The following is a 9,905-nucleotide window of genomic DNA, read 5'->3' on the forward strand; positions in this document are numbered from 1 at the left end:
CGCGTCGTAGTCGATTCCCGTGCGGCTCATGCGGCACCCGCCGTGTTGCGGCGCCGATCCGACTCAGCAGCGATGTCAGACAGGAGCGCCCATCCGATGCGCCGGGTAAGGGGCTCGTCTACCTGCGTGTGCTCCTTGGCGAACGCGCGTGCTTCCCGCAGCTGTTCGTCCGTCAGCGACGCCAGCACGTTGCCCGTGTGCTCGGCGTTCACGCTGCCCTCCGATCAGCACACGGGAAGAGCGCGGCGGGGCGGGGGGCACGCACGCGGACGCGCAGCCCAGCGGGCATCGGCTCCACCGCGTCCGGCATGTCCTCGGGACGGAGCCGCAGGGCCAGCAGCCCGCCCTTGCTCCGCTCGTTCTCCACCTGGAACCCCGCCTCGATGAAGCACAGGCCGGGTGTCGCGCGCGGCTTTACCTGCGACTCGTCAACGAACGTCACCATCCCCAGCTCGGGGACGTCGGGCCAGCGCCAGCGCGTCGCGGCCACGGCTTCGCGGATCAGCGCCGACGACAGCCCCGCACCCTCATTTCGGAAGCAGCTGCACATCCACGCGCCCGCCCATGCGTGCTTCACGAACCGGCCGAACGGCCAGGACGTGACCCACAGCGCACGGCGGTTCCGGCCCTTTCCCCGCTTCTCCGAGGTCAGGACGAGGCACCGGCCCGGCGGCACGAACTGCGGCGCGCCGATCTTCTGCCGGGTGTAGTGCCGGTCCGCGAGGTCGCGCCCCACCGGGTCGGCGCGCCAAGACAGCTGCCACCTCATGCGGTCCTCGCTTCACGCGCGAGGCGCTTCCGCTCGTTGTTCGCGGAACGGCGGCGCGGCCCGTGGTTCTCGTGGAACCGGCGGCCCGTGGCGCGGTCGGCCCTCCGCCTGCACGTGGCGCAGCGGATCGCCAGACCACGCTTCCCGTCCACGGGGGCAGGGCAGTCCATGCAGACGCCAGTCTCTCGGGCCGTAGCCCGGCGCAGATGGCCGTTCATGCCGCCTCCGTCGCGTCAGCCACGCCCGCGATCTGCTTCGCCACACGCAGCGCCTCAGCCGAACGGTGGCGCTGCCACGCGCCCGCACTCGGAGCCCACCTGAACCCGTGCCGCTTCATCGCGTCACGGTCGGCCTTGGGCGGCTTGCCGGGATGGATGACCTGGACCCGGTTCGCGGCTACGTTGTCGACCACCCGCACGCCAGCCGACCCAGTGAACTCCGATGGCGCCTGCGCGCGGCGGCGCTCGATCAGCGTGAGGCGGTCGCGCATCCGCCGGATGTTGGCCGCGTTGTTCGTCAGCGCGTAGGAAGGGAACCCGCGACTTACCTCGGCGGGCACCGCCGGCCCGAGCGCGGCCAGCTGTTCCGCCTTCTCGTCGGCGGAGAGGTGCTTGCTGCGCACGATCTTGTTCGCCTCGCGCATGAGCACCTGCAGGCGCTCCGCTTCATCGATCTTCTGCCGAAGAAGGTCGGGCGCGTCGGGGTCGTCGGAGAGGATGGGCCCTCCGCCGTTGGTGCGGCCGAGATCCCGCTGCATGGCGGCCAGCGCCTTGGCGCTCCACTCCTGCAGTTCGTTGCCGCGTTTGCGCTCGGAGGCGTTCGCCTTCTCGTTGCGCGCGGCGGGGAAGTTGGCCGGGCCGGTGATCATGGGGGAAAGGCAGCGCCCCTTTGCGGCGAGGTGCGCGGACAGGCGCCGCAGGTATCCGCTCTTGTACCTCTCCAGCGCGGCGCGCAGGTACTCCCGCTGCTCGTCGGTGGTAGCGAGCGGCGCGAGCGTAGCGCAGACGTGCTCCATGTGCGCCACGTACCCGGCACGCTCCTGCTCCCCGCGCCGCTCAGGGCTGAGGCTGGTTCCGCCGTGGGCGGACACCGCCAAGCTGAGGGGCACGTCGTCCACGCTGAACGTGCAGAGCGAAAGGCCCGCGCTCGCGCACGGAGCGGCTTCGTTACGGACCGGCTCGTTCACAGGCCACGCTCCTTGACCGCCGCCGCCATGCGGGCGACATCACCGGAAAGGACCTGAACGACTGCGGCCTCCACGAACTCGACGCCGTTGATCTGGATGCCCTCCGGCCGACGCGACCGCCCGCGTTCCACGTACGTCACCAGGCAGAGCGCGGTGCCGCCGCCTTCGCTCACCTTCACCTCGCGCAGCTCCGCCCGTACGATCGCCCCTGCGAGGTTGGCGCTCGTGGACAACACGACGGGCGCGCTCATCGAAGCACCTGCAGGCGCGGGTACTCCGGCTCCATGCACCGGTCACGAACTACGGAGAGGGCTTCGGCTTCCGCCTCACGCTGGCGCTCACGCTCCTGGTGGAGAGCGTCAAGGGCGCCAAGCCGGTCGCCGCATCCGCACCCGTTCGGGCAGGAGAGCTTGTCGCAGTGCGCCGCATCGAGGGCTTCGAGCCGGTCCTGCTGGTCCACGAAGGCGCGAAGCTCATCCGGCGTCGGCGTGAGGAACGCACCCGCGAAGCAGCACGCGGCGTAGAGGCGGTAGGCCTTGGCGCTCAGGCCGCCCCACGCGTCCGTCGATGGCGCGATCAGCCATGCGAAGAACTCGTTGGGGTCTTCCAGCGGGGCGGGGCACAGCTGCTCCACCGTGGCGCACAGGGAGGGCGGCACCGCGGCGAGCGCGTCAAGCACGTCGTCCAGGCGGGCCGATGCGTGCTCTTCATCCGGGCAGTGGGAGAGGACGCCGAAATCCTTGCCCAGCAGGGCCAGCGACTCGAAGGCATCGGCGTAGCGCCAGGCGTCAGACTCCGGGGCGGTCGCGCGTTGAGCTACCTGCGCCCCGATCCCGACAATGGAAGTATCCGCCGTCTCCCGGTTGACGCCGCGAGTGGGTTCGGGCACTGTTCGGAGGAGGGCCATCTCAGCCCTCCCCGCCGAGGCGCGGCATGGCCGGCGCGATGAGGGAGCGGGCGGTCTGGTATTCCAGTGCCTCGGCGGGAAAGCGGACCTCCAACGTGCGCAGACGACCCATCACGTCGTCACGTACCGACGAGTGGCGGACCTGCACCGCTAGGATCGTGGCGACCTTCTGCCAATCAGGGGCGCTCATGCGGCCACCGCCACGCTGTCACGGCGCCGGGCCGCGATGTAGGAGTCAAGGTCGGCACGCTTGAAGATCAGCCGCCCATTCCCCTTCCGTGCGACGGGGATTGCCCCGGCGCTCGTGAGATTGTGGAGATAGCCGAGCGATTCCAGCCCGAGGTACTGCAGGGCCTGACGACTCGACAGGATCTCTTCCCCGTCTACCGACAGAAAGCCCCCCGAAACGTGATCCTTGCCCCCCATGTCGTCAGCCCTCATATTCGGTGAGCACCATGCTCATTATGAGCATCTGCTCTTAAGATAAGAGCCATGGCTCTTACGGTCAAGAGTCCCGTTTGGGGGAGGTAGATAGATGGCTGCTTTGCCGACAGGCGAGCAGATCGGGCGGCTGATTAATCGGATACGTGGGGCACGGACGCAGAAGGAGTTCGCCGTCGCCTTGGGTCGCCCAGGAAGCCAGGCACAGGTCAGCAAGTGGGAGCGGGGCGAGGTCGCTCCGGACCCCGACACTCTTGTAGCGGTCGCGCAATTGGGCGGAATGAGCAGCCTTGCCGAGTTCTACGAGGCTGCCGAAGCGGTAGATGATGACGAGGACGCGCCCGCGGAGAGGTTCATCCGGGCGCTGAGTGTGGAGGGGGTTGTTGACGTGTACGGTTCCGTGGGCGTACCGACGGCCGACCTAATCGCGGCGGTGTATGCCTACGCGGAGCGGCACGGATTCACGCAACGGCAGATGCGGAAGCTGGATCGCTGGCGCGATGACTATCGAAAAGCCACAGGGGAGTCACAGCAGGATGCAACTCACGCAACCGATACAGCGCGGCGCACAGCGGACGCTAGCCGTCGTTGACGAGCTGCGGCCGGTACTCGGCGAAGTGTTCGCGGTGCACCCTATCATTGATGAGCACCGGCGGGCGGTCCGTCCGCACCTGTCGCTGGCAATCACCGAAGCCTCGTTGAACGAGAGCGTCGCGTTCGTCTTCCGGTCCCCGGCGGGTATGCGCACGATGGTTCTGAGCTCGACAGCGGAACCAGAGGCGTGCCTGTTCGCTGAGATGGTGGAGTGGGCGAGGTTAGTGATCGGGGACGAACGGGACGCGAAGGCCACTGCCGAGGGCTTCGCACTCTCCGGGGTTCTGAATCAGACGGAGCGGTTGGCCCACGGGGAGAGGTGGGTGGAGCATGTTCGCCGCATACTTGTTGACCGGCACGGGCTCATCTCCCCGTCCGCGTGGCGTCGGCGCTTGGCCGTCGCCGAAGCAGTCCAGCGCGAACTCACATTCCGCGTCCGCCCTGCTGCGCCCGATGGTGTGGTGCCCGGCCTCGTAAACGTCGATACCCTATTGGCCCGTGCTCGCGAAGTTCGGGCGATGGACCCCGTGCGCTCGCAGAAGATGTTCGAGGAAGCGGAGCGGATCGCTGCGGCCCAAGGCGATGGAGCGGCGGCGGCGATGGCGCGGTATGGGATCGGAACCACGCTGCGCGAGCGCGGCAACAACCCGGCGGCGCTCGCCAGTTACCGCGCGGCAGAGGCGACGGCGCGGGCGGCGGGGGGCGGTGGAGTGCTGGGGCAAATCCTGCACGAGATTTTCAGGGTGCAGACCGGGTGGGCCGCGGCAGACGTTGAGGCCTTGGACACTGCCCGCGCCGCTCTCTCCGCGTACGGACCGCGACACCCGCGCATTCCGCATCTCGCCCACGACGTCGCATATTTTTGGATGTGCCGCGGGCGCTTCGCCGCGGCGCACAGGGTGATAGGCGAACTTCTCCCCCACTTCACGGGAGACGACGCACTGCAGGTGTGGGCGAACTTCGGATGGGCGGCGGGCGGGGCGGGGAGCGCGATGGAGTTCGAACGCGCATGGCAGTATGTGCACGCGTGCGTTTTGGTGGCGACACCTGCGGCAAATCTTCCGTTCGTGATGATCGCCCTCGCGAAAGGCGCGCTCTTACTGAACGACACCGTCCGTGCCGAGGACGCGGCAGAGCTGGGATTGGGGTATGCCTTGGCAAGCAACTCCTCCGAGGGCCAGATCGCGGCCGAGATGCTGTTGCAGGAGGTGCGGCACATGAGAAGGGCGGCGAAGGCGCAAGTTGCCGCTGCCGCCGCCCCGATCATTCACGCCCCAGACCTGCCGCTTGCGAAGGAGCTACGGGAGGCGATTCGCAGCTTTGCGCCCACGGCGGGCGCGGCCTGACGCGACGGGGGGGGCGCTTTTTCAGCAGCGACCACCGCCCCCAAGCTGGCCGTTGCGGCACGTCGAATCCGGCGGCGGGAGCACGCCCCCTTCGTCGTTCGTGGACCCGGCATCGCCACGAGGCGGGATCGTATCGCCGACGCTGAACGACGGGATGGCGGCCGGCGCTGCGGGCTTCGTGGGCGACTCCGAACACGCGACCACGGTCAGCACCAGGGCAGCGGCGATCAGGGACAAGCTGAATCTCTTCATGGGGGAGTTCTCCAGGCTTCGAGCGGGGGAGGATGGCGCGGGCCGCGGATGCACGTCCAGCACCTTGGGATGGGTGGCACGATTCGCGGGGCGAACCGTCACTCTCCCGTTGCCGTGCACCTGCCAAGAGTAGCAGGGGCACTGCCGCAATTTAGTGCAAGTGGACGGGGTGCGAAATGGAATCGTTGGCGCCCTTACGTGTGGAAACCCCCCGGTCTTCGGATGAAGACCGGGGGTTTCTTACTGATGGGGATGATCGGGCTTAGGACTTGGGGTTGAGTCGGAGGGCTGACGGGCGCGGTGTCTGCCGTGCCCGTCGCGGTCGTTCTACCCGTTGCATTCAACCCAGCGCCGCGCCGCGTCGGGCCCTTGCTCCGTACGGATGCGGCGATACTCCGCCATCCACTCGCGCGACTCCGCATCAGACGCCGCCTGTCCTTCCGTCTTGGGCTGCACGGCGAGAGGGGCGAGCACTGCCAGGGGGGCCAGCACACCGGCGCCGTTCGGATGGCGGTGCAGCTTGTAGGACACCCCGCCTATGGTGAGTGGCAGCGTGTAGTCGAACCGCCGCCACGTCGAACCGGACGGCAGTTCGCGCAGAAGCACGTCCCCAAGGAACGCTGTCTGGCGAACGGTGAGCGTGGCGGCGGTTCGACCGTTCAGCATAGAGAGGGCGAGCGCCTCGGCTTTCCCGTCTACCGCCTTGCCGTTGACGGGGCAGAAGAAGTACACGCTTCGACCTTGGTGCCCCCGGTGGAGGGGCACGTCGGGGTGCGTGCCGCCGCAGGATGCGCACGGACTAGCAGCCATTGGCGCGCCTGTTGGTGGCCCGAGTTAGGTAGGTGCGTTCGTGGGTCTTGCGGCGCTCGACGTACACCCCAAAAGCGGCCCACGCGTCCTTCTGCGCCTGCTCAGCGTCCGCCCGCGATCCGCACCGCCCGGCCGACTCATACTCAAGCCGGGCGGCGTAGGCCGCGTCCAGCGCCTCATCCATCAGCTTCCGCGTTGAGCGGGCGGCTCCGACCTTGGGCATTTTCTCGGCTCCCTTAGAAAGCAATCCGCAATTCGTACGTGCCGTCGGATTCGGGGGCGGCCTTGAACGCATCGCTGCCGTCCTTTAGGATCGCGCATTTGCCCTTGAGCCCGACGCGGACCCCGCCGACGATCTCCATCCCGCGTGCCCCGCAGAAAACCAGTTCTCCGCCGTACTTCCGGCGGCTGCACTCGCGCCACGTCCCGATCGCGTAGACGCGGGCATCCTTGCACCCCAGCGCCTGCGCAGCTTCGTACATCTTCCGAATCTCGGCGCGGGTGCGAGCAGTGCGGGACACCACCGTCGCAGATGGTTGATTGAAGATGTTGATCATATCGTCCGCCCCTCTTCTTGATTGTGACAGTCTGTCCCCACGCTCCTAAGTTAATGGGACGGATTGTCCTCGTCAAGGGTCTTGCGGGACGGATTGTCACGCCGCTACCTTTAGCGGCATGAACGGACCTGTCGGGGCATTCGTAAGGGCGGTGACGCCTAGCATGCGGGAGATGGCCGAGGCCGTGACGGCGCTCGGCCCACGGCCCGTGGGCTACAAGTCGTTGCGGAACGTGGCTTGGAATAGGGAGCCCAGCGCGGACGTGAGGAAGCAGATCGCCCGTTGGGGGTGGGCGCACGTTCGGGGGCTGATTGACCGGCTACTCTCGATGGACGCCGACGTTGCGGCCGATGAGGTGCAGGCGATCTTGGAGCAGCACGCGGACTTGCTGGCAAGTCCCGGTCGCGGCGCCGCGACCGACCCCGACTCCGTAACCTGACCGCGCCTGATGACGCTGTTTACGGCTCCTGCCCGTGCCTACTCACGTGCTCCATCCACTGAGACACAGGTACGGGCAAGGGAGGGTCGCAGCTGGTGCAGAGGAAGTGACCGCGAGGCACCGGGGGCCGGTTCATCGGTGCGCCCCCGTGGCCCGGACGTGAGCCGCGGTGCTTCGGCTTCGGCGCCCCAAGGAGCGACGCCGCGCGGACCGGCTGCACCAGCTCGGCCGTCGCCATCACCTGCAGGATCTCGTCTCGCACCCGGGCCCGCTCGCCGGGCATGACCAGGGCGGCCAGCTCCGACACCGCGTCCAGCAGCCGCCGGCCGGGATCGTCCCCCGCCCACCCCGCGTGCCACCTTCGCAGCTTCTTCAGGGTGGGTGTGTAGGGCTCCGCGCCCTCGATGAACTTCCGGAGCCCGGACGCGCTCACGTCCACGTCGCGGGCGACGGCTCGCAGGCTGGACCGCTCGACGGCCGCGACCACGGCCTCTCGTATGGTGTTGATCTGGGATTCGCTCATGACGGACAGGGTACACGCTTCAGGTGCAGGCGTGCAACCCCTGTCCGTTTTACGTCAGCAGGTGAGCAGGGCGCAGCTGCGTAGCTCTGGGGTCTGGCTCTGGGGGGTCTTAGCTCTGGGGTTTACGCCGCCACAAAGCAGGACCCCCGCCACTCGTGAGAGCGACGGGGGCCAGGCGGGGGGCTCTGCCGATTGAGCTAATGCGCGCGCCGGGCGCACGTCGCTGGATTCGAACCGGCATCTCCCCAAAGCGCGGGCGGGAATCGAACCCTGCTCTCCACCTCGTGAGGTGGGGCGACGCCAGCCGCTACCCGCGCACCACCCCATCGAAGAACGCGGAGCGGAGTCGAACCGCTCCCCCGGACGGTGCCGGGTTTCCGACCGCTTTCGCAGCGCTGCTACTTGCAGCAGTACAGCGCACCATGGCGCTCCCCCACGGGTTCCGCGTTCGGTTCGAATCATACCCGTGTGCGCCTCACAGGGTCAATACCTCACGCGGCCAGCGACAGCGCCGGCGGCGAGCCGCAGAAGCGGCGGCGGAACTCGGCGGCCCACGCGTCCGCCTTCCACGCCCACGGCGACAGCGCGGGCCCGATATCCCCGGTCTGCATGAAGCGCTGGAACTCCAGCACCACCGCCTCTTCCCACAGCTGCGCTTCGTACGGCGCGGAGCCGGGGCCGAAGCCGTCGGCCACCGCCCGGAGCGTCGGCGAGTAGGGGAAGCCCAGCTTCTCCGACACGAAGGTGTGGGCCAGCTCGTGCTCGCGGAGTGCATCCCGCACGGACCTGTAGCCCAGGTGCGCCGCGTAGTCCACGTTCGACATGGTGTGGTCGCGCGTCGCCGGGCACATCGCGCCGTCCGGCCATCGCGTTTCCAGGTAGCCATTCGCGTCGCGGTCGGGGTACTCGTGCACCTCGCAGCCGGCGAAGCGCCAGACGATGGGCGGTGGCGCGCTCACGACGCACGCTCCATGGAACGGCTCGCCAGCATCCGACGGGCAGTCTCGAGCATGATGCGGTAAACGCGCGCGTTCCGGGCTCCCCACGCGCCCGCCTCGCCGATGCTCACGCGCAGCCCGAACGTTTCCTTTACCGCCCACGCCACGGCCGGCGAGCGGCAGAGCCCGGCGTGGCAGTGCACCACCACGGTGTGCGCTTCGGGGTGCCGCAGGATCAGGTCGTAGATCGCCCGCGCGTGGCGTTCGCCGAACAGGTCCGCATCGTAGCCACGCCCCACGTACTCGTCGCCCATGTCGTAGAAGTGCAGCCGCAGCACCTCCGCCCAGCCGGGGCGAAGCGCAGCCTCGCGTTCCTCGTCGGTGATCGACACGCACAACTCACCCGGCGTGGGGATGTACCGGCGCGCGGCGGCTTCACTCAGCGCCACGACAGAGACGAGCCCCGCGCTCACTTGATCCTCCACAGCCGCGCATCATCGTACAGCCCCGGCTCCCCGGCTACGCTCAGATGCAGGTGCTTCGTGTGCTTGTTCGGGCCGGTGTAGGGCGTCCACGTCCACGGCGCGGTGCCGTCCTTGGCGCGGTAGCTTCGGCACATCCGCCCCTCCCATATGATGTACTTGATGCGCGGGTCCCGGCTGGCCACCAGCGCCAGCGCCAGGCGGCCGCAGTCGGGCCCGTTCCGGGGATCGTGCGTCACGTCCAGCGCCGTGACCACGCGGTCCGCGTTCGGGTTGTGGTCCGACTTCCGGTCGGCGTGCGCCGCGTCGCCGATCGTGCCGTCGTGCACCTTGCTCCGGTTCGGGTGCGCCGCGTTCAGCTGCCGGAGCAGCGTGCGCAGGCTCTCCGCGGTGCGCCACGCGGGCACCTTCACGGGCGGTTGGGGCACGTCTTCCAGGTGCCCGGCGCTGGCCCACCCTGCACCCGCAGGTGCGGCGACGAAGAGCCACTTCCCGTCCAGCGACAGGCCGTGCACCGTGGCGACCTGGCCGCCCTGCAGGCGCTTTCCGGTGTCGGTGCTCGGCTCCGGGGAGGGCAGGGTGCGCAGGATCAGCGCGGTTGCGGTGGAGCGTACGCTGTGCGTGCTCATCGTCCGGTAACCAGTGAGGCAGGGTCAAGCGG

18 protein-coding genes are annotated in these 9,905 nt (G+C 68.6%); 3 read left to right on the forward strand and 15 right to left on the reverse strand.

What is annotated here, in order from left to right:
• Nucleotides 1-26 precede the first annotated feature (26 nt).
• The 7 genes from VIB55_RS14960 to VIB55_RS14990 all read right to left on the reverse strand — a co-directional run bounded on the left by VIB55_RS14960 (nt 27) and on the right by VIB55_RS14990 (nt 3,288).
• Nucleotides 27-212, reverse strand: coding sequence for a hypothetical protein (locus VIB55_RS14960; protein ID WP_331877463.1), 186 nt, complete (start codon nt 210-212; stop codon nt 27-29).
• On the reverse strand, nt 209-769 hold the full coding sequence (locus tag VIB55_RS14965; protein WP_331877464.1) for a hypothetical protein: 561 nt from the start codon (nt 767-769) through the stop codon (nt 209-211). The genes VIB55_RS14960 and VIB55_RS14965 overlap by 4 nt, the downstream gene beginning before the upstream one ends.
• A gap of 214 nt (nt 770-983) precedes the next feature.
• Nucleotides 984-1,955 (reverse strand): hypothetical protein, encoded by a 972-nt coding sequence (locus VIB55_RS14970; protein ID WP_331877465.1) that lies wholly within the window; start codon nt 1,953-1,955, stop codon nt 984-986.
• On the reverse strand, nt 1,952-2,206 hold the full coding sequence (locus tag VIB55_RS14975; RefSeq protein WP_331877466.1) for a hypothetical protein: 255 nt from the start codon (nt 2,204-2,206) through the stop codon (nt 1,952-1,954). Before VIB55_RS14975 ends, VIB55_RS14970 begins: the two co-directional genes overlap by 4 nt.
• On the reverse strand, nt 2,203-2,844 hold the full coding sequence (locus tag VIB55_RS14980; protein ID WP_331877467.1) for a hypothetical protein: 642 nt from the start codon (nt 2,842-2,844) through the stop codon (nt 2,203-2,205). The genes VIB55_RS14975 and VIB55_RS14980 overlap by 4 nt, the downstream gene beginning before the upstream one ends.
• Nucleotides 2,845-2,863: 19 nt before the next feature.
• Entirely contained in the window at nt 2,864-3,052 is a 189-nt protein-coding gene (locus VIB55_RS14985; RefSeq protein WP_331877468.1) for a hypothetical protein, read from the reverse strand.
• Nucleotides 3,049-3,288, reverse strand: a complete 240-nt coding sequence (locus tag VIB55_RS14990; RefSeq protein WP_331877469.1) for a helix-turn-helix domain-containing protein — start codon at nt 3,286-3,288, stop codon at nt 3,049-3,051. The genes VIB55_RS14985 and VIB55_RS14990 overlap by 4 nt, the downstream gene beginning before the upstream one ends.
• Nucleotides 3,289-3,397: 109 nt before the next feature.
• Here VIB55_RS14990 and VIB55_RS14995 point away from each other — a divergent pair, with 109 nt between their 5' ends.
• Nucleotides 3,398-3,895: a helix-turn-helix transcriptional regulator gene (locus tag VIB55_RS14995; RefSeq protein ID WP_331877470.1), complete on the forward strand. Its 498-nt coding sequence runs from the start codon at nt 3,398-3,400 to the stop codon at nt 3,893-3,895.
• Nucleotides 3,804-5,243, forward strand: a complete 1,440-nt coding sequence (locus VIB55_RS15000; RefSeq protein WP_331877471.1) for a hypothetical protein — start codon at nt 3,804-3,806, stop codon at nt 5,241-5,243. Before VIB55_RS14995 ends, VIB55_RS15000 begins: the two co-directional genes overlap by 92 nt.
• A gap of 21 nt (nt 5,244-5,264) precedes the next feature.
• On the opposite strand, the gene VIB55_RS15005 is transcribed toward VIB55_RS15000, so the two are convergent.
• From VIB55_RS15005 to VIB55_RS15020, 4 genes are all read right to left on the reverse strand, one after another.
• Complete coding sequence (locus VIB55_RS15005) at nt 5,265-5,495, reverse strand: hypothetical protein (protein WP_331877472.1); 231 nt, start codon at nt 5,493-5,495, stop codon at nt 5,265-5,267.
• Between the two features lie 327 nt (nt 5,496-5,822).
• Nucleotides 5,823-6,227 carry a hypothetical protein gene (locus VIB55_RS15010; RefSeq protein WP_331877473.1) on the reverse strand — a complete coding sequence of 135 codons (405 nt, stop codon included), beginning with the start codon at nt 6,225-6,227 and terminating at the stop codon, nt 5,823-5,825.
• 67 nt (nt 6,228-6,294) lie between these two features.
• A complete protein-coding gene (locus tag VIB55_RS15015; protein ID WP_331877474.1) occupies nt 6,295-6,528 on the reverse strand; it encodes a hypothetical protein in 234 nt (77 codons plus the stop codon).
• A 13-nt stretch (nt 6,529-6,541) separates the two neighbouring features.
• Entirely contained in the window at nt 6,542-6,862 is a 321-nt protein-coding gene (locus VIB55_RS15020) for a hypothetical protein (RefSeq protein ID WP_331877475.1), read from the reverse strand.
• Nucleotides 6,863-7,034: 172 nt separating this feature from the next.
• Between VIB55_RS15020 and VIB55_RS15025 the strand changes: the two genes are divergently transcribed.
• Complete coding sequence (locus VIB55_RS15025) at nt 7,035-7,301, forward strand: hypothetical protein (protein WP_331877476.1); 267 nt, start codon at nt 7,035-7,037, stop codon at nt 7,299-7,301.
• A gap of 19 nt (nt 7,302-7,320) precedes the next feature.
• Here VIB55_RS15025 and VIB55_RS15030 read toward each other — a convergent pair whose 3' ends face one another.
• The 4 genes from VIB55_RS15030 to VIB55_RS15045 all read right to left on the reverse strand — a co-directional run bounded on the left by VIB55_RS15030 (nt 7,321) and on the right by VIB55_RS15045 (nt 9,873).
• Nucleotides 7,321-7,824 (reverse strand): hypothetical protein, encoded by a 504-nt coding sequence (locus tag VIB55_RS15030; RefSeq protein WP_331877477.1) that lies wholly within the window; start codon nt 7,822-7,824, stop codon nt 7,321-7,323.
• 491 nt (nt 7,825-8,315) lie between these two features.
• Nucleotides 8,316-8,783: a hypothetical protein gene (locus tag VIB55_RS15035; protein WP_331877478.1), complete on the reverse strand. Its 468-nt coding sequence runs from the start codon at nt 8,781-8,783 to the stop codon at nt 8,316-8,318.
• Entirely contained in the window at nt 8,780-9,235 is a 456-nt protein-coding gene (locus tag VIB55_RS15040; RefSeq protein ID WP_331877479.1) for a hypothetical protein, read from the reverse strand. Before VIB55_RS15040 ends, VIB55_RS15035 begins: the two co-directional genes overlap by 4 nt.
• Complete coding sequence (locus VIB55_RS15045) at nt 9,232-9,873, reverse strand: hypothetical protein (protein WP_331877480.1); 642 nt, start codon at nt 9,871-9,873, stop codon at nt 9,232-9,234. Before VIB55_RS15045 ends, VIB55_RS15040 begins: the two co-directional genes overlap by 4 nt.
• Nucleotides 9,874-9,905: the final 32 nt, after the last annotated feature.

Source organism: Longimicrobium sp. (genome assembly GCF_036554565.1).
In the GTDB taxonomy this organism is placed as follows: domain Bacteria; phylum Gemmatimonadota; class Gemmatimonadetes; order Longimicrobiales; family Longimicrobiaceae; genus Longimicrobium.